Source organism: Empedobacter sp. UBA5528 (assembly GCF_002426075.1).
GTDB lineage: Bacteria > Bacteroidota > Bacteroidia > Flavobacteriales > Weeksellaceae > Empedobacter > Empedobacter falsenii_B.
Genome location: NZ_DINY01000030.1, coordinates 105,209 through 126,098, shown reverse-complemented (window position 1 = coordinate 126,098; position 20,890 = coordinate 105,209). Strand labels below are relative to the sequence as shown.

The 20,890-nt window shown below is 31.1% G+C and carries 20 protein-coding genes; 7 read left to right on the top strand and 13 right to left on the bottom strand.

The genetic code is table 11. The annotated features are described in order from the left end of the window. The first annotated feature begins 185 nt into the window (after window positions 1-185). Window positions 186-611: a DUF2147 domain-containing protein gene (locus tag B4L98_RS07095; protein ID WP_038333244.1), complete on the top strand. Its 426-nt coding sequence runs from the start codon at window positions 186-188 to the stop codon at window positions 609-611. Between the two features lie 152 nt (window positions 612-763). Further along, a complete protein-coding gene (locus B4L98_RS07090) occupies window positions 764-2,599 on the top strand; it encodes an ABC transporter ATP-binding protein (RefSeq protein ID WP_115002143.1) in 1,836 nt (611 codons plus the stop codon). 57 nt (window positions 2,600-2,656) lie between these two features. On the opposite strand, the gene B4L98_RS07085 is transcribed toward B4L98_RS07090, so the two are convergent. The 11 genes from B4L98_RS07085 to B4L98_RS07035 all read right to left on the bottom strand — a co-directional run bounded on the left by B4L98_RS07085 (window position 2,657) and on the right by B4L98_RS07035 (window position 14,061). After that, window positions 2,657-3,886: a 3-phosphoshikimate 1-carboxyvinyltransferase gene (locus B4L98_RS07085; RefSeq protein WP_291075527.1), complete on the bottom strand. Its 1,230-nt coding sequence runs from the start codon at window positions 3,884-3,886 to the stop codon at window positions 2,657-2,659. A gap of 2 nt (window positions 3,887-3,888) precedes the next feature. After that, the gene (locus B4L98_RS07080) at window positions 3,889-4,215 is read right to left on the bottom strand and encodes a nucleotide pyrophosphohydrolase (RefSeq protein ID WP_038333238.1); all 327 of its coding nucleotides are present in this window, start codon (window positions 4,213-4,215) and stop codon (window positions 3,889-3,891) included. An 89-nt stretch (window positions 4,216-4,304) separates the two neighbouring features. Next, on the bottom strand, window positions 4,305-6,323 hold the full coding sequence (locus B4L98_RS07075; protein WP_291077889.1) for a DUF3857 domain-containing protein: 2,019 nt from the start codon (window positions 6,321-6,323) through the stop codon (window positions 4,305-4,307). A gap of 7 nt (window positions 6,324-6,330) precedes the next feature. Continuing rightward, window positions 6,331-8,223: a DUF3857 domain-containing protein gene (locus B4L98_RS07070; RefSeq protein WP_291059784.1), complete on the bottom strand. Its 1,893-nt coding sequence runs from the start codon at window positions 8,221-8,223 to the stop codon at window positions 6,331-6,333. Window positions 8,224-8,242: 19 nt separating this feature from the next. Then, window positions 8,243-8,692, bottom strand: a complete 450-nt coding sequence (gene dtd, locus B4L98_RS07065; RefSeq protein ID WP_115002146.1) for a D-aminoacyl-tRNA deacylase — start codon at window positions 8,690-8,692, stop codon at window positions 8,243-8,245. Window positions 8,693-8,826: 134 nt separating this feature from the next. Beyond that, window positions 8,827-9,099 (bottom strand): hypothetical protein, encoded by a 273-nt coding sequence (locus B4L98_RS07060; RefSeq protein WP_221854400.1) that lies wholly within the window; start codon window positions 9,097-9,099, stop codon window positions 8,827-8,829. 103 nt (window positions 9,100-9,202) lie between these two features. Continuing rightward, a complete protein-coding gene (rsgA, locus tag B4L98_RS07055) occupies window positions 9,203-10,123 on the bottom strand; it encodes a ribosome small subunit-dependent GTPase A (RefSeq protein WP_291048011.1) in 921 nt (306 codons plus the stop codon). A 6-nt stretch (window positions 10,124-10,129) separates the two neighbouring features. Continuing rightward, complete coding sequence (locus B4L98_RS07050) at window positions 10,130-11,209, bottom strand: bifunctional 3-deoxy-7-phosphoheptulonate synthase/chorismate mutase type II (protein WP_115002148.1); 1,080 nt, start codon at window positions 11,207-11,209, stop codon at window positions 10,130-10,132. Window positions 11,210-11,255: 46 nt separating this feature from the next. Then, window positions 11,256-12,104 carry a prephenate dehydrogenase gene (locus tag B4L98_RS07045; protein WP_286494950.1) on the bottom strand — a complete coding sequence of 283 codons (849 nt, stop codon included), beginning with the start codon at window positions 12,102-12,104 and terminating at the stop codon, window positions 11,256-11,258. Next, complete coding sequence (locus B4L98_RS07040) at window positions 12,101-13,243, bottom strand: pyridoxal phosphate-dependent aminotransferase (RefSeq protein WP_291059783.1); 1,143 nt, start codon at window positions 13,241-13,243, stop codon at window positions 12,101-12,103. The genes B4L98_RS07045 and B4L98_RS07040 overlap by 4 nt, the downstream gene beginning before the upstream one ends. Beyond that, window positions 13,240-14,061: a prephenate dehydratase gene (locus B4L98_RS07035; protein ID WP_219034020.1), complete on the bottom strand. Its 822-nt coding sequence runs from the start codon at window positions 14,059-14,061 to the stop codon at window positions 13,240-13,242. The genes B4L98_RS07040 and B4L98_RS07035 overlap by 4 nt, the downstream gene beginning before the upstream one ends. Window positions 14,062-14,304: 243 nt before the next feature. Here B4L98_RS07035 and B4L98_RS07030 point away from each other — a divergent pair, with 243 nt between their 5' ends. Then, a complete protein-coding gene (locus B4L98_RS07030) occupies window positions 14,305-15,000 on the top strand; it encodes an ATP-binding cassette domain-containing protein (RefSeq protein ID WP_219034021.1) in 696 nt (231 codons plus the stop codon). 36 nt (window positions 15,001-15,036) lie between these two features. Here B4L98_RS07030 and B4L98_RS07025 read toward each other — a convergent pair whose 3' ends face one another. Next, entirely contained in the window at window positions 15,037-15,549 is a 513-nt protein-coding gene (locus tag B4L98_RS07025; protein ID WP_286494948.1) for a thioredoxin family protein, read from the bottom strand. A 62-nt stretch (window positions 15,550-15,611) separates the two neighbouring features. On the opposite strand from B4L98_RS07025, the gene B4L98_RS07020 reads away from it, so the two are divergent. Next, complete coding sequence (locus tag B4L98_RS07020; protein ID WP_219034023.1) at window positions 15,612-16,013, top strand: hypothetical protein; 402 nt, start codon at window positions 15,612-15,614, stop codon at window positions 16,011-16,013. A gap of 82 nt (window positions 16,014-16,095) precedes the next feature. Further along, the gene (ychF, locus tag B4L98_RS07015) at window positions 16,096-17,187 is read left to right on the top strand and encodes a redox-regulated ATPase YchF (protein WP_125348936.1); all 1,092 of its coding nucleotides are present in this window, start codon (window positions 16,096-16,098) and stop codon (window positions 17,185-17,187) included. A 55-nt stretch (window positions 17,188-17,242) separates the two neighbouring features. Here ychF and B4L98_RS07010 read toward each other — a convergent pair whose 3' ends face one another. Continuing rightward, window positions 17,243-18,382: a methionine aminotransferase gene (locus tag B4L98_RS07010; RefSeq protein ID WP_291077886.1), complete on the bottom strand. Its 1,140-nt coding sequence runs from the start codon at window positions 18,380-18,382 to the stop codon at window positions 17,243-17,245. A 107-nt stretch (window positions 18,383-18,489) separates the two neighbouring features. Here B4L98_RS07010 and B4L98_RS07005 point away from each other — a divergent pair, with 107 nt between their 5' ends. Together B4L98_RS07005 and B4L98_RS07000 are read left to right on the top strand one after the other, a co-directional pair. Further along, window positions 18,490-20,340: a DNA topoisomerase IV subunit B gene (locus tag B4L98_RS07005; RefSeq protein ID WP_038334963.1), complete on the top strand. Its 1,851-nt coding sequence runs from the start codon at window positions 18,490-18,492 to the stop codon at window positions 20,338-20,340. 42 nt (window positions 20,341-20,382) lie between these two features. Further along, window positions 20,383-20,889 (top strand): hypothetical protein, encoded by a 507-nt coding sequence (locus tag B4L98_RS07000; RefSeq protein WP_291077884.1) that lies wholly within the window; start codon window positions 20,383-20,385, stop codon window positions 20,887-20,889. Window position 20,890: the final 1 nt, after the last annotated feature.

Below are 20,890 nucleotides of genomic sequence, written 5' to 3'. Positions count from 1 at the left end.
ACTTTTATGAATAAAATCTATTTTTATTTATTTAAAATTATTTATCAAATTAAATAACTAGTAATCAATATTATAAAAGGGTTTATGTGTTTAAAAAAGATTATTTTTATAAAAAATAAAGCATAGTGTTTTATTTACACTAAAAAATAGTTATTTTAGTGAAATAAATTTTAAAGGATAAAAATATGAAAAAATCAATTTTATTCGGATTATTCTTTATGTTGACATCTTTAATGTATGCGCAATCACCAATTGGAACTTGGAAAACAATTGATGATGAGACAAAACAGGCGAAGTCTTACGTAGAGATTTTCGAAAAAGATGGAAAACTTTATGGTAAAGTCACTAAGATTTTAACAAAAGGAAAAGAAGATGCAAAATGTACAGATTGTTCAGGCGCATTAAAAAATAAACCAATTTTAGGAATGCAAATTCTTTCTGGTCTTAAAAAAGATGGAAAAGAATGGAATGGTGGAAAAATCATTGATCCTAATAGTGGAAAGGAATACAAAGCAAAAATGTCTCTTAACGGAAATGATAAATTAGACGTAAGAGGTTTTATCGGGATTTCTCTTGTAGGAAGAACGCAAACTTGGCAACGAGTTAAATAAAAATCAAAACAAAAACGAAAAGGTTACTCTGAGTAATCAAACCCACAAAATTTTACTCTATAATGACTATTTCTAAAAGAATAGTCATTATTTTTTTTGCTTAAATTTGTAACTTCAAAACTTTAGTTTTTGATTATTTCTAAAATAAATTAATGAGTTCATATAAAAACAGAGCGTTTGCTTATATAAAACCTTACAAATCTTCATTTGTTGCAGCAATTTTTTTTAATTTAATGTATGCATTATTTAATATTGTTGCATTAGCATTCATGATGCCTATATTGAGTGTGCTTTTCGGAGAAGATAAAAAACACATTACAGTCAAACCGATTTATTCAGGTCATTTAGTTGATTTGAAACAATTTTTTTCTGATTATTCGGGCTATTATATGAATCAATTGTCGCAAACCGAAGGTCCAGTTTATGTATTAGCAATTTCGTGTGTTGTATTTATTATTGCATTTTTGTTTCGTAATATTTTCAGTTTTCTTTCAGAAACTTGTTTGGTCGATTTACGTTCTGGGGTTACACGCGATTTGCGAGTGGATATTCATAATAAAATTATCGATTTACCAGTTGCTTATTTTACAGAAAAACGAAAAGGCGATATGATAAATCGTATGTCAAGTGATGTAAATGAAGTTGAATCGAATATCTTAAATTCTTTTGTAGAACTTGTGCGTTCACCAATTATGATTATTGTTTTTGTGATATTCTTATTTACTGTAAGTTATCAATTAACGATTTTTGCTATTTTGGTTTTCCCGATTATGGGAACAATTATTTCGTTGATTGGAAAAAGTCTCAAAAAAGCTGCTACTCATGCGCAAGACGAATTATCTAATATTATTACTTATGTAGACGAAACACTTTCTTCTCTTAAGATTATCAAAATTTTTAATGCTGAAGATCAAGTAAAAGGTCGTTTTGATGAATCGATTAATCGTTATCGAAAATATCTTCAAAAAGTAATGAAAAAACGTGCTTTAGCTTCACCAACAAGTGAATTTTTAGGTGCTGTTACAATTGGATTAATTGTTTTTTTTGGAGGTAAATTATCGTTAGAAGGAAATGGTTTAACAGGATCACAATTTATTTTTTATATCGCAACATTTTATACATTATTAGATCCGATTAAACGCTTTTCGAAAGCATTATCAGATGTACAAAAAGGAGAAGTTTCTGCAAAGAGAATTTTTGAAGTTTTGGATGCTGATGTTTCGATAAAAGATGTTCCAGATGCTAAAGGAATTGATGCGTTTGAAGATAAAATTGAGTTTAGAAATGTCACATTTGCTTATGGAAAACATAATGTGATCGAGAATTTTAATTTAACAATTAATAAAGGAGAAACCGTTGCTTTAGTTGGGCAATCTGGTTCTGGAAAATCGACTTTGGCGAATTTAATTACTCGTTTTTGGGATGTGAAATCAGGTCAAATTTTGATTGATGGAATTGATATCAAACATATAAAATTAAATGATTATCGCTTGTTATTTGGTTTGGTTACGCAAGATTCTATTTTGTTTAATGATACAATTTTTAATAATATTTCATTAGGTGATAAATCTCCAAATTTGGAAAAAGTAGAATATGCTGCGCAAATTGCAAATGCGGAAGAGTTTATTGTAAAAATGCCAGAAAAATATCAAGAGTCAGTAGGAGAGGGAGGTAGCAAGCTTTCTGGTGGACAAAAACAACGTTTAAGTATTGCGCGTGCGGTTTATAAAAATCCACCGATTATGGTTTTGGATGAAGCAACTTCTGCTTTGGATACGAAATCTGAAAAATTGGTACAAGTTGCCTTGAATAATATGATGCAAAATCGTACTTCTTTGGTTATTGCGCACCGTTTATCAACAATTCAGAATGCGGATAAAATTGTAGTAATGGAAGCAGGTAAAATTATTGAACAAGGAAATCATCATTCACTTATTGAGAAAAAAGGTGTTTATGCCAATTTGGTAAATATGCAGAATTTTGAATAAATGAAGTATATACAAACTAAAAAAAATCCGCTTTTAAGCGGATTTTTTTGTTATATTTTAAATCGATTTAATTTCAAAACCTAATTGTTTCCAGTCTTCCCAAAATGTTGGATAAGATTTTTCTACGACCATTTCATTCTCAATTCGAATTGGGTAAATTTGCGACAAAGGCGCCATACACATTGCCATTCTGTGGTCGTTATATGTTGCTAAAGTAGGCGTTTTTTCAAAATTATTATAACCTTCTATCGTTAATGAATCGTTTGTAATTGTTATAATTGCTCCAAATTTTTCCAACTCATTTTTAAGTGCGATTAAACGGTCGGTTTCCTTGATTTTTAGTGTTTCTAAACCAGTTAAATGACATTTTGTTTTCAATCCCACACAAGTTGCAGCAATTGTCTGTGCAATATCTGGAGTATTGATTAAATTTAATTCGATGATAGATTTTGGTATGAAATTATCTTCATTTTTCAATGTTAAAACTCCATTTTCAAAAGTTGAAATTACACCAAAATTTTCTGCATAAATATGTTGCAAAGCTGAATCTCCTTGTAAAGAATCTTCGAAATAAGTTGAGATTTTAATTTCAGAATTCTGCGATAAAGCAATCAAACTATAATAATATGAAGCTGAACTCCAATCAGATTCTACTTGTAATGTTTGAGCTTTGATGTTTTCAGTAAAAGGAATTTTGATTGTATTTCCTTCGAAAATTGCATTAATTCCAACTTTATTCAATAATTGAATTGTCATTTGAATATAAGGAATAGAAATAATTTTTCCATCCAAATTAATCGTTAATCCATTTTCTAATTTCGTTCCAATCAAACATAAAGCAGAGATATATTGAGAACTAATGTTAGAAGGGATTGTAATAGAATCTTTCGTTATTTTTTTTCCAACAATCGATAAAGGTGGATAACCTTCGTTTTCTTGATACGAAATTTCTGCACCCAGCTCATTCAAGGCATCAACCAAAACTTTTATTGGACGTTGTTTCATTCTTTCAGAACCTGTCAACGTTATTTTTCGTCCATCTTGAATAGAAAAATAAGCCGTTAAAAATCGCATGGCAGTTCCCGCGTGGTGAATATCAACTAAATCACTTTTGTTCGCTAACGCTTTTTGCATTAATTGAGAATCTTCTGAATTTGAAACATTTTCTAATGTCAAAACATTCTCAAATAATTGACTTAATAACAACAAACGATTGCTTTCGCTTTTAGAACCTGTGATGGCTAATTGATTGTTTATCGGAGATTTTAGAGCAGAAATTTCAATCATATTTATTTTAATTTATCATTATTTTGATGACGATCGTGGTCACGTTTTGTTTTATAATCTAATTTTTTGTAAAAAGCTGATTCTAAATCAACACCTGTTTGATTTGCCAAACAAAGCGCTACAAAAATAACATCTGCCAATTCTTCGCCAAGATCTTTGTTTTTATCAGATTCTTTCTCCGATTGTTCACCGTAACGACGCGCAATAATACGTGCAACTTCTCCTACCTCTTCAGTTAATTGTGCCATATTTGTTAATTCGTTAAAATAACGAACACCATGTTCTTTTATCCAATTATCAACGTCTGTTTGTGCTTGTTTAAGGCTCATCTTATTTTAAATTTTAAAAGTTAAAGGTACAAAAATAAAAAGCCAACTCGTATTTGGAGTTGGCTTTATTCGATGTTTAGAATATTTTTTTATTGTTTTACCAAAATCACTTGCTGACTTTCTGCATTAATAATATTTGTTAAAAATTCTTTCAATGGTTTATAGTATTGTGCAGGTAAAATACTGTATGGAATAACTTTTTGGGCTTGAGCGATAATAAAACCATCTTTTTCAATTACTTTATATGCATATCCACCAGCTTGATCGGGCATTGTAAATTGCTTTTCAGTTGGTAAAGATTCGACTTTGTAACCTTCTGGAATTTTAATTTTAACTGTATTTGTATTCGTAGTTGGTGCACCAAACTCAATATTGTAATTACGTTGATCTAGATTTAAATTATGTTTTGTATTCGCAACAAATAAAAATGGATTGAATAATATTTTATTTCCAGCCACATCTACTTTTACATCATCAAATTTGAATTGATGACGAATTACATTTTGTTTGTTATCTTGTGTTTTAAATTCTGAAATTTCAAAATTATAATCTTCTACAAATTCTTTTTCGAACGCTTTTGGATCATCTGCGATTTCACTTTTATCAAACATATAAAAATAATTATCGCGAACATTCGAAAAAATTCCAGTTAATGTTCCGTCTGCTTTTAAATCTGCCGTAATTGATATTTTATCATTGGTCATAACCGAATTACGAAGAGGAACTTCTTTTATTCCTTTGTCATTTACCATAAATCCACGATCGTTAATTGCTCGAATTGGTAATAAATTAATTTGAGCATTTTTATCAGTTGCATCCATTAAATAAAATTCATTATCTATTGTTGCTCCAACAATTACATAATTCAATTTGCTACGTGAAGGAAACGAATAATTGATTAAACCATTTTGCAACGTACTCAAAACAATTGGATTTGCGTCTAATCCGGCTTTACGCAACATAGCTGTTAACATAAGATTGATATCCGCTGAATTTCCAGATTTTTCGTTAAATGCTTTTCGGATTCCTTTATCTGTATATTGACCTAAATAATCATTCCAAGCCATGTTGTTTTTTACATAATTGTAAATTGCTTGAGCTTTTTCAATATTTGTAGATTTTCCAACAATTGTAGCGTTTACAGTTTCATCTAAAAAATTATTCCCATTTAATTGTCGACCAAACTCTTCATGATCCATCAAATCTTTACCAATACGTTCCCATGTTGTAGAAAAATTTTCTGAAGTTCTACCAGGAGCAACAAAAGAAGCCAACTCAAACTGAATACTTGCTAGCATATTTCTTGGATTAAGCACATAAGCTTCGCGAGAATAAGAAGGTAAATTAGTTAATGAATAGGTTTGCGTGTCAATTTTTAATTTGTGGTTACTTGATGTCGCGCCTTGATTTCCCATATTTCCCCCAAAAGATGAAACACCTCTGTTTCCAAAAGAAGTAGTTGAAAAAGTATCATCTTTAGAATTTTTTGTTAATTTTGGAGCAAATGCACCTCTCAAATCTTGTTGATAATTAAAATGTTCTTGATTTTGCATCGTCAAATTACTCGCAACTACAGGAATTGATTGTTGAAAATACCAGGTATCCGTACTTCCATAAAATGGAGAAATAATTTCGTACGTATATTCTAAGATTGATCCATTTTTTACATTTGGAAAAGTAAACGTTTGTTTATCCATAAAACGATGAACTTTATCTAAAAAAATATCTTTTTTCTCGACTTTTTGTTCAACAATTTTTCCGTTTTCAAGGTTATAAGTAACCGCTTTTAATGAAATTAATTTATCTTGATCTGATCCTGAGCTTTTGTAAAGAGGAATTTCTATTTTTAAAACATCATCAGGTGTTTTATCCTTATCAAAAACAATTACTCTATAAAAAACTTTCTTTGTTTGCTCAACACCGCCTTGATTGGTATTAAAACTAACTTTATAATTTCCGTCAGCATATAAAACTTCTGCAGGAGCGTCAGCTTGAATTGTACTTTTTGTTTTCTCGAAATCTTGTTTAGATAGTTTTCCAAATTTTACATCTTGAGCAAAACTCGAAACGGTTGCAACTGTCGCAACAATCGTAAATATTGTTTTCATATTAGTGTTATAATTTTTCTAAAAGTAGTTTTGTGTTATCGTAACCCGAAATTTGTCTTCTAAATTCTACATATTCGTTGTATTTTTCTTTTGAGAAAGTTCCTGAAAATTGTTTGTAAATACGTTTTATTTCGAATGCATTATTTTCTTTTGGATTGATTTCTAATTGATATTCACCAAAAGCTGATTTCACAATTATAGCATCAAATTTTTGTGGTAATTTATAACCAGAAGGAAGTGTCAATGTATACGAAACTTCGTCAACATATCCTGTCTCGATGTTGAAATCAAACTTTCTATCTTTCATTTTTTTGACAGAAGTCTCTTCTTTATTCACTGGAATAATATTCAGAATGATGTTATTTCCTTGAATTTTAGCATAATTTGGTGCTGAAAACTCGAAATTTGAAGTGAAAACAGCATTTTTCCAATCATTATTAAATTCTTTCTTTTTGAATGATATTCCTTGTAAGTAAGAAAATCGATTTTTTAAACGAACATCAAGTTCTTTCTCGCTTAATTGATTAAATCTTGCAAAATTCTCATAAATCAAACCTTTGGAAGTTTCAGAAAAATCAAAATTTAATGTCCCATCTGCTAAAAGTGTTGCATTTCCATTCACGAATAATTGATTATCTTCTGTTTTGAATTGTTGTGAAGGAATAATTTTTCCGCCTTTTTCATCAACAATTAATACTTTTCTATTTCCTGCAAAATCACCTAAATAATTATAAGGAGCTGTTTGACTTGTTGCTTCTAACCAAATATCTTTTCCATTTAGAGGTATATAAACAATCATGTGATTTCCTTGTTGATACATCATTTGCTCATCAATATCAATTGGATTTCCAGCAAATAATATGGTGTGATACGATTTGATATTCACTGCATCTAACATTCCAATCATATAATTAGATAAGGCTTTGCAATCGCCATAACTTTTGCTCTCAACATAAGAATTCGGAAAAGGCGAAAGTCCTCCAATTCCCAGTTGTACACCAATATATCGAACTTTATTTTGCAAATGTTTGTACAAAATCTGAACTTTTTCTTCATCCGACTTTGCTTCTTTTACCATATTTTGAAAAACAGATTTTTGAGCTGGAGTAAAATCTAATTTTGTACGAATTAAATTATCAAAAGTCCATTTTCCGTAATCATTCCAATTGTCAAAATTTCCTTTAACACCATCGATATTGATTTGATTTGAAGCTAAAATAGCGCGAGGAAATATTTTTTGACTTCCAACCATTTGATCTTCTTCATTAAATGCCAAAACATTGTTTAATGAATAGCTCAAATTATTGTTATTTCCTGTTTTTGCAATGTCAAAACCTTTAAAATTATCTTCTTTCAATCGAATGGTTGAAGATGTTTTATTGACAAATTGATAAGACGATTTTTCGATTGATAAATTTGCTGCTCGTATAGGTGACCAACGCGGAATCCAAAGTGTATTTTTGTTCGTTGTAACAATTTTATAATTTATCGTGTAAGGATAATTTGTTGGAGTATAATTTAAATATTTGATGCGATCATCCGTGTACATTTGTCCACCTGTTACATAACTTTGGTCACCAAAATCTTTGGTCTTGAATTTTTTAATTTCTTTTCCATTTGCATCATACAAAGTTGCCTCGAATAAGTCAATTTTCGTATTTGCATCATAATTCGCTTGCGCACCAACATAATTATCGCCCGCTTTAGTCAAAACTGTTACGACAACGTCTTCCGTATATTTTAGTTCATCAACTTTGAGAAGTTCTATTTTTTCTTCGTTTTTGCGCACAACAGCATAAGCATCTTTTATCAAATCGTCTGGAATCTGATCAACTGCATAGTTTTGCGCAAAAGAAAATGAACTAATCAAAAAAGTTAAAAAAAGTAGAGTTTGTTTCATTCAATATCTATTAATCAAGTTATTCTTTATTTTTTGAATCGATAAAAATGGTTACAGGACCATCATTCAACAATTCGACTTTCATATCTGCACCAAAAATTCCTCTTTGTACAGGTTTGAAATTTGATTCTAAAACGTTCAAAAATGTTTCATATTGTACGTTTGCTATGTCCGGTTTTGACGCTTTGATATATGACGGACGATTTCCTTTTTTCGTAGACGCATGCAACGTAAATTGAGACACAACCAAAATATCTCCATTTGTTTGCTGTACATCCAAATTCATCACATCATTTTCATCATTGAAAATTCGGAGTTTAATTATTTTTTTCGAAATCCATTCAAAATCTTCCTTCGTATCATCAGGTTCAAAACCAACCAAGGCCAAAATTCCGCTTTCAATTTTTCCTGTTATTTCTCCATCTACCATTACAGAAGCATGTTGCACACGCTGTAAAATCACTCGCATAATTCTAGTTTTATTGATTTAAAATCGATTTGAATTTAAGAAATTATTAACAAATAAAAAAACGTTACAACTCATCTTTTAAATGTGTTATAACGTTTGTTGTAATTTAAGTTTAGAAAGCAATCGCTATAGGTTTAAGTTAGTTGGTTAAAATAGATTTCCTCATCTGCAATTATCGCATAATATAACTCATAGAGCTTTGACATTTTTTTTGCATTGATGATTTCTTGTTCTATATTTTTTATTCTGTTTTCTTTATTTTCAGAATTATCAAATTCAGCAATCCACAATTTATTTGGATTTAATGGTTTCCAATTTAAATCTTCTAAATGCAATAAAAATCTTTCTTTTTGTTCCTTTGTACATTCCTCAAAATCTAAAGCGATTTTTACGGATAAATTGCTCATTCAATTAATTTTAACAAAAATAAAATGAGAAATTGAATTATTTTTACGTGAAACCGTAATTTGAGAAAATAAAAAAGCCATTTCATAAGAAACGGCTTTTTTATTATTTTTCGGTATAAATATCTTCTTCTAAAAAAGTGAGATAATTTTCGTAGCGAGAAACTGCGATTTCACCAATTTCTACTGCATAACGTACAGCACATTTTGGCTCGTTAACGTGAATACAATTATCAAATTTACAATTGTGTTTCAGTTCTAAAATTTCAGGAAAATAACCTTGTAATTCGGTTTTGTCGATATGAACCAAACCAAATTCCTTAATTCCAGGCGTATCGATAATGAAACCTCCAAAAGGCCATTCGTACATCTGTGCAAAAGTTGTGGTATGTTGTCCTTTGCTATTAAAATCAGAAACTTCGTGCGTTTTTAGGTTCAAATCAGGGTTTAAAGTATTCAACAACGTTGATTTTCCAACGCCAGAATGTCCCGAAACCAAACTCACTTTATCTTTCATTCGATTTTTTACAAGATCTAAATTTAGACCAGTTTCAGCAGAAATATCAAGACTTTCGTAACCGATAGAATTGTAAATTGATTTATAAATTTCTAACTCAGCCATTTCATCTTCCGTGTATGAATCCATTTTGTTGAATAAAATTACAACAGGAATATGATAAGCTTCGGCAGTAATCAAAAAACGGTCAATAAAACCAAACGAAGTTTTGGGATTAGAAAGCGTTACAACCAAAAAAGCAACATCAATGTTAGAGGCAATAATATGCGTTTTTTTGGATAGATTAACAGATTTTCGTATGATGTAATTTTTGCGATCATGAATTTTTGTAATGACTGCAATATCATCTTTGTCAATCTCAAACTCAACCTCATCTCCAACAGCAATTGGATTGGTATGTTTGATATTGGCTATTCTAAATTTTCCCCTAATTCTTGCCTGATAGGTTGCACCATCTTCGGTTAAAAGATGATACCAACTACCAGTAGATTTTATGACAATTCCTTTCAATATTGTTTAAATTTTTTCTTCTTTTTTTACCATAATTTGGTTTTGTTGCGCAACAGATTCTTGGTGAATTGCTTGCAATAATTTGTCAACAAAATCTTCAGATAAACCTAAAGAAACTCCTGCTTTTACAGAATTATCTTTGATTTGTTTCCAACGATCTGGCTGAAAAACTGCCACATTATGTTCTTTTTTCAATTCTCCGATAGAGTTTGCAACTTTCATACGTTGAGCAATTGCATCTAAAATAGAGTTATCTAATTCATCAATTTGATGACGTAAATTCTGAATTCCAGTTTTGTAAATTGCATCTGGATCATCAGAAACACGAATTTCTAAATCTTTTAAGATTTCTAATAAACGAGCTGGTGTTACTTGTTGAGCTGCATCAGACCAAGCTTCATCAGGATTATTGTGTGTTTCGATCATCAATCCATTGTATTCAAAGTTGAAAGCTTGCTGTGCAACATCAAATAATCCTGTTCTGTTTCCGCAAATGTGTGATGGGTCACAAATAATTGGCACGTTTGGTAATTTGTTTTTGAAATCTAATGCAATTTGCCATTGTGGATTGTTACGGTATTTTGTCTTTTTGTACGTTGAAAAACCACGGTGAATAGCACCTAAGTTTTTGATTCCTTGACCTTCTAAACGCTCCAAAGCACCAATCCATAAATCTAAATCTGGATTTACAGGATTTTTAACCAAAACTGTTTTGTCTGTATCACGTAAAGCTTCAGCAATTTCTTGTACTGTAAAAGGGTTTACCGTAGAACGAGCACCAATCCATAAAACGTCAACATCATATTCTAACGCTAATTTTGCGTGATTTGCATTGGCGATTTCAGTTGCGATTTTCATTCCGAATTCGTCTTTTACTTTTTTCAACCAGTTTAATCCGATTGCACCAACTCCTTCGAAACAATTTGGTTTAGTACGAGGCTTCCAAATTCCCGCACGGAAAACTTGCACATAATCTTTGTCCAAATCTTCAGCGATTGTCATCATTTGTTTTTCACTTTCTGCACTACAAGGTCCAGCGATGATCATTGGTTTATCGTATTCTTTTATCCAGTTATTGTTTTCCATAACATTTACAAATTTAAGATTTAATATTTATTTTATTTGAGAGTAATTATTTATTTAATATTCGACGTATGTCGTTTGTGTTTTTTAAATATTGATGAATATCTTCGGCGTCTTTTTCTTCGATCATTTTTCTGATTTTCGAAATTTGTGTTTGATAAGCATCAATAGCATTGAGTAAATTTTCTCGATTCTGAATCAAAATTGGTGTCCACATATCAGGAGAACTTTTTGCTAAACGAACCGTAGATTCGAAACCAGATCCAGCCATGTCAAAAATTGCATCTTCATTCTTTTCTTCTTCCAAAACTGTTTGTCCTAAAGCGAAAGATGTAATGTGCGAAAGATGAGAAACGTACGCAATGTGCGCATCATGCGCTTCCGAAGTCATTGTTTTAACATTCATCCAGAGCGATTGATAAATTTTTCTTACTTTTTTTACTGCTTCTTTTTCGCTTTCTTCAATATCACACAAAATCGCAACTTTGTTTAAAAACAACTCAGGAAAAGCAGCTTTTGGTCCAGAATTTTCCGTTCCTGCGATTGGGTGTGTGGCAACAAATTGTTTTCTTTTGGGATGACTTAAAACTTTTTTACAAATTCCAGCTTTTGTTGATCCCATGTCCATTACAATCGTTTTATCATTAATTTGATCTAAAATCTCTGGTAAAACTTTTTGAATTGAATTAATTGGAACCGCAATCACTACTAAATCTGATTGAGAAAGTGCTTCATTCAAAGGAGCGATTTCATCCACAATTCCTAATTCTAAAGCTTGAATTTGATGTTCAATATTTTGATCAACACCGATTATTTTTTCGGCAACACCAACTTTTTTTAATGCTAAAGCAAAAGAACCTCCGATTAATCCTAAACCGATTACTGAAATTATTTTCATGCTTCTAATCTTCTCTTTACTTCAATCAACTTCTCGACAGGTGCGCAAAGTGAAAATCTTATAAATCCTTCACCATTGCTTCCGAAAATACTTCCTGGTGTAATAAATACTTTTTTATTGTATAAAATTTCATCAATAAATTTTTTATCATCTTTTCCTTCTGGAAGCTTCGCCCAAATAAACATTCCTGCTGCATTGGGATTATATTTTACATTTAAAATATCAGCGATTTCCCAAATGATTCTTCGTCTTTCTGCGTAAATTTTTGTTAATTCATCGTACCAAGAATCATCAACTAAAAGAGCTTTTGTCGCGGCTTTTTGTATCGCAAAATTCATTCCCGAATCCATATTTGACTTTACTTTTAGAATAGAATTAATAAAACTTTCTTTTCCAATCACCATTCCTACTCGCCAACCTGCAATGTTAAAGGTTTTGCTTAATGAATTCAGTTCGATACAAACATCTTTTGCACCTTCAATTCCTAAGATGCTTGTCGGTTCATCGTTCAAAATAAAACTATACGGATTATCATTTACGATTAAGATATTGTGACGAGTTGCAAACTCTACTAATTTTCTAAGAACGTCTTTTGGGGCTTTGGCTCCGGTTGGCATATGTGGATAATTGAGCCACATAATTTTTGGTTTTTGCTCGGCTAATTTTTCTAACTGATCAAAATCTGGAAGCCAATCATTTTCATTTTTCAAATCGTAGAATAAAGGTTCTGCTTGCACTAATTCTGTAACAGATGAATAGGTTGGATAACCTGGATTTGGAATTAAAACTTTATCACCTTCATTCAAAAATGCCATCGAAATGTGCATAATTCCTTCTTTAGAGCCCATTAATGGTAAAATTTCTGTTGAAGGATTGGCGTCTACATCAAACATATTTTTATAAAAACTTGCCATTGCTTCGCGCATCTCTGGAATTCCACGATAACTTTGATAACCATTGATTCCGCTTTGTGAGCTTTTGATTAATTCCTCGATCACATCTGGATGAGGTTGTAAATCTGGACTTCCAATTCCTAATGAAATGATTGGAATGTCGGTTTTCATGTTCGCTATTTCTTGTAATTTTTTCGAGAAATAATATTCTTGAACACTTTGTAATCGTTGGGCTTCTGCTATCATTTTTTCCCCAGTTTATATTCGCCTAATATTTCTAAATCCGTTAACTTTCTTGCAATTTTTCCAAGCAATTCATAATATTGTTCTTTTTGCTCGAACGTAATGTCAATATGGAAAGAGTATTCCCAAGGTTTTTCAATAATCGGAACAGATTGTATTTTGTCCATATTTATTCCACATTCTGCAATTTGATTTAATACATCTACTAAAGCACCAGCTTTATGTGGAACAGAAAAACGCATCGAAACTTTATTGAAATCTTCGTAATCGTTGTGCTCGCGTTGCAATACAAAAAAGCGAGTAAAATTATCTTGAAACGTCTGAATACTTGAAGCTAAAATGTCTAATCCATATACTTCTGCCGCTTTTCTTGAGGCAATTGCAGCAACATCATTCAAATCTTGCTCAATAATATCTTTGGCTGTTAATGCAGTGTCGATATCATTTACAACGCGCCATGTTGGATGTTTTTCAAGGAACTTATCACATTGTAACAATGCCATTTGGTGCGAACGAACTTCTTTTATATCATCTAAAGTTTGTCCTTTTTTTACCATCAATTGATGTTGAATTGATAAATAAATTTCTCCAACAACTTTCAAATTATATTTCGTTAGCAATGCATAGTTTGGTAAAATTGCCCCAGCAATTGTGTTTTCAATTGCCATGATTGCTTTTTCAACTTTTCCCTTTGCAAGCGACTTTGCTAAAGTTTTGAATGTGTCGCATTCTACAATTTCGATGTCATTTCCTAAATAATTATTGGCAGCTTCGTGATGATATGAACCAATGTAACCTTGTATTGCAACTCTTTCTTTCATTTTTTTCCACAAAAAAAGTCCCACAAATTGCGGGACTTTATATTATCTTATTATGAATGTTAACAATCAATTTTGACAACGCAGTCCCTGCTCTCCTGGATAATATCCAAAAAAGTAAAAAAAGAATGCGTTAAAATAATTGAATGTTGCCATTTCGTTTTTCTAATTGTTTTACAAATCTAAAAAATAATTTTTCAGTTATCCAAATCTTTTTTGCTAATTTTATCGAAAATTTTTCATCAAATGGGAATAATCATTACAGATTTAGTAAAAAAATACGGTGAACAGATGGCTTTAGACAAAGTTTCGTTTTCTATAAATAATGGCGAAGTTGTTGGTTTACTTGGACCAAATGGAGCAGGAAAATCGACATTGATGAAAAGTATTACCAATGCAATAAATGCAGATTCTGGTGAAATTTCTGTGAATGATTTTAATGTTTCGACGCAACCAATTGAATCGAAAAAGTTGATTGGATTTTTGCAAGAAAATAATCCATTGTACATGGATATGTATGTAAGAGAGTATTTGGAATTTGTAACAAATATTCGAAATGTGCCTAAATCAAAAATTGATGAAGTCATTGAAAAAGTAGGTTTATCACCAGAAAAACATAAGAAAATTCATCAATTATCTAAAGGATATAAACAGCGTGTTGGATTGGCGCAAGCGATTATTTCTAGCCCAGAAATTTTAATTTTAGATGAGCCTACAAATGGTTTGGATCCAAATCAAATTATTGAAATTAGAGAGGTAATTAAAGAAATTGGAAAAGAAAAAACGGTGATACTTTCGACACATATTATGCAAGAAGTAGAAGCGCTTTGTTCGCGTGTAATCCTCTTGAATAAAGGAAAAATTGTAGCCGATCAAGCGATAGAAGAATTTAAAGGACAATATAAAAACTTGGAAGAAGCTTTTCATGTTTTAACACAATAAAAAAAAATCCGTCCATTGAGCGGATTTTTTTGTGAATTATTTCTTTTTCAAGATAAAAACTTCTTTGATTTTTTCTGGATCAACTTTATCGTTTTTCGTTGTTTTTTCAAGTTTTGCAATCAAGTGATTTACTTCTTCTTCAGAAGCTGGACCACCAAGATTTTCTCCATTTACGCGAGAATCTTCTAAAACTTTTCCAGTCGAATCTAAAATTACCCAAAAAGGCAAACCTTGATTTTTTCCTCCTAATTTCTCATTGATAGCATCTCCACCAGGAGTTTCTAAATTTTTCTTCTCTGCACGTTCTTGTACAGTAATAAATGTTTTGACATAATTCGCATCAAAATATGGTTTCACAGCTGGATCGTCCATATTTTTTTCCATCTTTTTACACCATCCGCACCAAGAAGCATGAAAAATTAAAAAGACATTTTTATTTTCAACCTTCGCTTGATTTTGAGCTTTTGTTAATATTTCTGTTGCTGTTTGCGCGTTTACGATTCCTGCGAAAGCAATCATAAAACTTACGATTAAGGCTTTTAATTTCATTGTAATAAGTATTTAAGTAAATGTAAATAAATAATTGTATTTTCAATAAAAAATTAACACTTATGAAACATTTTTTAGGATTTATCTTTTTGCTATTTCTTGTGAGTTGCGCATCCAATAATATAAAAACAATTGAAGGAAAATGGAAACAAGATTTTTTGGATTATAAATCGAAAGTGGTAGAAGTTCCTTTGACAAAGAGTGATGCGGTTATGGATGTTTCAAGAAATAAATCAAAATTAAAAATAGAATTTGATTTTCAAGATGGTTATGAAAAAGATGTGACAGATTCTGTTGTGTTTAATTTTCCTCAACTCAAATTCAGAAAAATAAATCTTGATAAAACTTCTAATTATTATGATTTAACTTATAATGCGACTTGCGATTGTTTTTATGGTGAAATGAAATCATATTCTGGAAATGTATTAAATATAAAATTGAACAGAGTTTCTTCGGTTAAATAAATTTAATGGAAATCATTATCTTTGCACAAAATTATTAGAACATCGTTCTAATATTCAATCATTAAAAAAAGAGACAACATATATGAAATGTGGAATTGTTGGATTGCCTAATGTTGGTAAATCTACTTTATTTAACTGTTTGTCGAATGCAAAGGCGCAATCGGCGAATTATCCTTTCTGTACAATTGAACCAAATGTAGGAACAGTTTCTGTACCAGATACTCGTCTAAATCAGTTAGAAGCAATTGTAAATCCAGAGCGCGTTGTGCCTGCGGTTGTAGAAATTGTAGATATTGCTGGTTTAGTAAAAGGAGCAAGTAAGGGAGAAGGTTTAGGAAATCAATTTTTAGGAAATATCCGCGAGTGTAATGCAATTATTCACGTTTTACGTTGTTTCGAAAACGAAAATATTACACATGTTGATGGTTCTATTAATCCATTGCGTGATAAAGAAACAATTGATATTGAGTTGCAATTGAAAGATTTGGATACAGTTACAAAACGTATCGATAAATCTAAAAAAGCAGCAAAAGCGGGAAATAAAGACGAACAAAAAGTTGTAGAAGTTTTAACAGCTGTAATCGCTCATTTAGAAGAGTTGAAAAATGTTCGTGAGATGGATTTGGACGAAAAAGAGCAAGAAATTGTAGATTCGTTACAATTAATTACTTCTAAACCAGTTTTGTACTTATGTAATGTAGACGAATCTGCTGCAAAAGACGGAAACGAGTGGGTAGAAAAAGTAAAAGAAGCTGTAAAAGATGAGCATGCTGAAGTGTTGATTTTAGCGGCACAAATTGAAGCTGATATCAATGAATTAGAAACGTTTGATGAACGTCAAATTTTCTTAGAAGAATTAGGATTAGAAGAGCCAGGCGTTAATCGTTTGATTCGTTCTGCTTACACACTGTTAGATTTAGAAACTTATTTCACAGCAGGTGTAAAAGAAGTTCGTGCCTGGACAATCAAAAAAGGTTCTACAGGACCACAAGCGGCTGGAGTTATTCATACAGATTTCGAAAAAGGATTTATTCGTGCAGAGGTAATCAAATTTGAGGATTTTATTACATACGGATCAGAATCTAAATGTCGTGAAGCAGGAAAATTAAACGTAGAAGGAAAAGCGTACATCGTACAAGATGGTGATATCATGCATTTCTTGTTTAATGTTTAAGATTTAAATTATATCTATATAAAAAGCTCAATCGAAAGATTGAGCTTTTATTTTTCTACAAACTTTTCAAATTTTCTAAAGCCATTAAAAGTGTTTCATCCTTTTTAGCAAAACAAAATCGAATTACTTTGTTATCTGTTTTATCATGGTAAAATGCTGAAATTGGTATCGTCGCAACTTTATTTTTGATGGTTAACTGTTTTGCAAACTCATCATCAGATAAATCACTTATTTTAGCATAATTTGCACTTACAAAATAAGTTCCTTCGCAAGGCAAAACTTCAAAATTTGTTGAAGCTAAACCTTTAACAAATAAATCTCTTTTTTGTTGAAAAAAATCATTCAAATGCAAGTAATGATCAGGTTTTTCTAAATAATCTGCAATTGCATATTGTGATGGTGTATGCGTAGAAAAAGTATTGAATTGGTGACATTTTCTAAACTCTTTCATCAATTCTTTTTCGGCTAAAATATAACCGATTTTCCAACCAGTTATGTGAAATAATTTTCCGAAAGAACCTACGATGAAAATCTTGTCTTTTACTGATTTTAATTTTGCAAAACTTTGATGCGATTTTCCATCAAATGTAATGTGCTCATAAACTTCATCTGCAAGCAAATAACAATTTGAATCTTTTAGGATTTGTTCAAATTGTTTCAAATCATTTTCGGATAAAATTTTTCCTGTTGGATTGTTCGGATTATTAACGATAATTAATTTCGTTTTATCATTGATTTTTTGCTTCAATTCTTCAAAATCGATTGAATATTCAGGATATTTTAGCTGAATTGGAACAATTTTTCCTCCAAATAATTCGATAGTTGGTTGATATAAATCGTAAGCAGGTTCAAAAATAATCACTTCATCATTTGGATGAATTAATGTAGAAATAACATTAAAAATTGCTTGACTTGCGCCACTCGTAATGTTAATTTCATTCTGAAAATCGTAATCAGATTGATAAAGATTAGAATATTTTTCTGAAAGTAACATACGCAATTTTTCGACGCCAGTCATTGGCGCGTACTGATTGTAATTTTGTGTTGAATAATAATTTAAACGACTAATTAATTCAGAATCTGCGTTAAAGTCTGGAAAACCTTGCGCCAAATTAATCGCTTGATGTTCATTTGCCAATTGACTCATTACCGAAAAAATGGTTGTCGAAACATTGGGTAGTTTAGATTTTATCATATTGGTAAATTAGGTCGTTTTTGCTCAAAATCAAAACAATAAACCTTAATATTTTTAGGAATTTTTTTCTTATTTTTGTAAAACTCGTTTAACACTCAACAACTCAAATGTCAGAATTAGATCAACAAGTAAATTATACGGAAGACAATATCAAAACCCTTGATTGGCGCGAACATATTCGCATGCGACCTGGGATGTATATTGGGAAGCTGGGAGATGGTTCGTCTCAAGATGATGGAATTTATATTTTGTTGAAGGAGATTGTAGATAACTGTATCGATGAATTTGTGATGGGTGCAGGGAAAACAATCGAAATTAATCTGCGCGAAGATGAGGTAACGGTTCGTGATTATGGACGTGGAATTCCGCTTGGAAAAATGGTTGACGCCGTTTCTAAGATGAATACAGGTGGTAAATATGATTCACAAGCTTTCAAAAAATCGGTTGGTTTAAATGGTGTTGGTACAAAAGCTGTAAATGCGTTGTCAACATCGTTTCGAGTGCAATCTATTCGAGATGGAAAAACACGTATTGCAGAGTTTGAGCAAGGGATTTTAGCCAGTCAAGAAGATGAAAAAGAAACATCTTTGCGAAAAGGAACTAAAATTACATTTGTTCCAGACAAATCGATTTTCTTGAATTTTAAATTCAGAAAAGAATATGTAGACAAAATGTTGAAAAACTATGTTTACTTAAATCCAGGATTGAAAATTATTTTTAATGGAGAAGAATTCTTTTCTAAAGATGGTTTGAAAGATTTATTGAAAGATAATATCGAGGAAGAAACGATTTATGATATCATCCATTTGAAAGGTGAAGATATCGAAATTGCGATGACGCACAGCTCGAAATCATATTCGGAAACGTATTATTCTTTTGTGAATGGTCAAAATACAACGCAAGGAGGAACGCATTTAACAGCTTTTAAAGAAGCGGTTGTGAAAACGGTTCGCGAATTTTATAACAAAAATTACGATCCTGCGGATATTAGGAAATCAATTATTGGAGCAATTTCGATCAAAGTAATTGAACCCGTTTTTGAATCGCAAACGAAAACTAAACTTGGTTCGAATGAAATTGGACCAGGAATGACAACGGTTCGTACGTTTGTTAATGATTTTATCAAAACAAATCTTGATAACTTTTTACACAAAAATACAGAAGTTGCGCAAGCATTAGAACGTAAGATTAAACAATCGGAAACGGAACGAAAAGAACTTTCTGGAATTCGAAAATTAGCGCGTGATCGAGCGAAAAAAGTTAGTTTACATAACAAGAAATTGCGCGATTGTCGTCAACATTATAACGATCCGAAAGCTGAATTACGTTTAGATACGACTATTTTTATTACCGAGGGAGATTCGGCAAGTGGATCGATTACCAAAAGTAGAAGTGTAGAGACGCAAGCGGTGTTTAGTTTGAGAGGAAAGCCGTTGAATTCGTACGGTTTGACAAAGAAAATCGTTTACGAAAACGAAGAATTCAATCTTTTGCAAGCGGCGCTAAATATCGAAGAAGGATTAGAAGATTTACGTTACAATAATGTTGTAATTGCAACTGATGCTGACGTCGATGGAATGCATATTCGCTTGTTGATTATTACATTTTTCTTGCAATTTTTCCCAGAACTGATCAAAGAAGGTCATTTGTATATTTTGCAAACGCCACTTTTTCGTGTGAGAAATAAAAAGGAAACACGTTATTGTTATTCTGAGCCTGAACGTATAAAAGCGTTGGAAGAAGTTAAAAATCCTGAAATTACACGATTCAAAGGATTAGGTGAAATTTCGCCAGACGAGTTCAAGCATTTTATCGGAAAAGATATTCGTTTAGAGCCTGTAATGATCGGAAAAGATCAAACCATCGAAAGTCTTTTAGAATTTTACATGGGAAAAAATACACCAACAAGACAAGAATTTATTATTAACAATTTAGCCATAGAATCTATTAAAAATTAAATAAAAACCAAACCAATCTTAACCTAAAACCTATTTTAAATTATGAAGAAAAATAATAAAAAGGTGATTCAGTTATTCAAAATGCTGAATCTCGCCATCGTTATTTTAATCATTCTAAACCTTATTATGTATACAGGTGTTTTACCGCACAAATATCACATAATACCACCTTATGTTGTTACGATTTTTATAGCGTTGCTAATATATGTAAGCTATAAAAGCGGAAATCAATTTTTTGCGATGGACACAAAAGGTGAAACCATAACTTTTGAAACGAAGAATGTTGGATTTTTATCCTTCTTAGATTCAAAAACAAACAAAATCGATTTACCGAAGTATAAATTGATCAAATACGATTTTCAGAAAGGAATTCTTTCAAAAAACGTTGTCTTTTATATTAACAGTAAAAAGAATCCTACCAATTTAACAAAAGTCAAATTTCGTTTAGCATTCATTTCTAACCGAAATATTAATATTATTTTGACTGAATTAGACAAAATTGTGGAGTCTAATTGTATGGTCAAAAACAATGTAGAAGTAGCTATTTAAC

Coding starts and splice junctions, on each gene's coding strand:
- B4L98_RS07035 (WP_219034020.1), bottom strand. CDS start 14,061: ATGAAAGAAAGAGTTGCAATACAAGGTTACATTGGTTCATATCATCAC.
- B4L98_RS07090 (WP_115002143.1), top strand. CDS start 764: ATGAGTTCATATAAAAACAGAGCGTTTGCTTATATAAAACCTTACAAA.
- B4L98_RS07000 (WP_291077884.1), top strand. CDS start 20,383: ATGAAGAAAAATAATAAAAAGGTGATTCAGTTATTCAAAATGCTGAAT.
- dtd (WP_115002146.1), bottom strand. CDS start 8,692: ATGCGAGTGATTTTACAGCGTGTGCAACATGCTTCTGTAATGGTAGAT.
- B4L98_RS07045 (WP_286494950.1), bottom strand. CDS start 12,104: ATGAAAATAATTTCAGTAATCGGTTTAGGATTAATCGGAGGTTCTTTT.
- B4L98_RS07005 (WP_038334963.1), top strand. CDS start 18,490: ATGTCAGAATTAGATCAACAAGTAAATTATACGGAAGACAATATCAAA.
- B4L98_RS07085 (WP_291075527.1), bottom strand. CDS start 3,886: ATGATTGAAATTTCTGCTCTAAAATCTCCGATAAACAATCAATTAGCC.
- B4L98_RS07010 (WP_291077886.1), bottom strand. CDS start 18,382: ATGATAAAATCTAAACTACCCAATGTTTCGACAACCATTTTTTCGGTA.
- B4L98_RS07095 (WP_038333244.1), top strand. CDS start 186: ATGAAAAAATCAATTTTATTCGGATTATTCTTTATGTTGACATCTTTA.
- B4L98_RS07075 (WP_291077889.1), bottom strand. CDS start 6,323: ATGAAAACAATATTTACGATTGTTGCGACAGTTGCAACCGTTTCGAGT.
- B4L98_RS07030 (WP_219034021.1), top strand. CDS start 14,305: ATGGGAATAATCATTACAGATTTAGTAAAAAAATACGGTGAACAGATG.
- B4L98_RS07025 (WP_286494948.1), bottom strand. CDS start 15,549: ATGAAATTAAAAGCCTTAATCGTAAGTTTTATGATTGCTTTCGCAGGA.
- B4L98_RS07040 (WP_291059783.1), bottom strand. CDS start 13,243: ATGATAGCAGAAGCCCAACGATTACAAAGTGTTCAAGAATATTATTTC.
- B4L98_RS07060 (WP_221854400.1), bottom strand. CDS start 9,099: ATGAGCAATTTATCCGTAAAAATCGCTTTAGATTTTGAGGAATGTACA.
- B4L98_RS07050 (WP_115002148.1), bottom strand. CDS start 11,209: ATGGAAAACAATAACTGGATAAAAGAATACGATAAACCAATGATCATC.
- B4L98_RS07070 (WP_291059784.1), bottom strand. CDS start 8,223: ATGAAACAAACTCTACTTTTTTTAACTTTTTTGATTAGTTCATTTTCT.
- B4L98_RS07080 (WP_038333238.1), bottom strand. CDS start 4,215: ATGAGCCTTAAACAAGCACAAACAGACGTTGATAATTGGATAAAAGAA.
- B4L98_RS07020 (WP_219034023.1), top strand. CDS start 15,612: ATGAAACATTTTTTAGGATTTATCTTTTTGCTATTTCTTGTGAGTTGC.
- ychF (WP_125348936.1), top strand. CDS start 16,096: ATGAAATGTGGAATTGTTGGATTGCCTAATGTTGGTAAATCTACTTTA.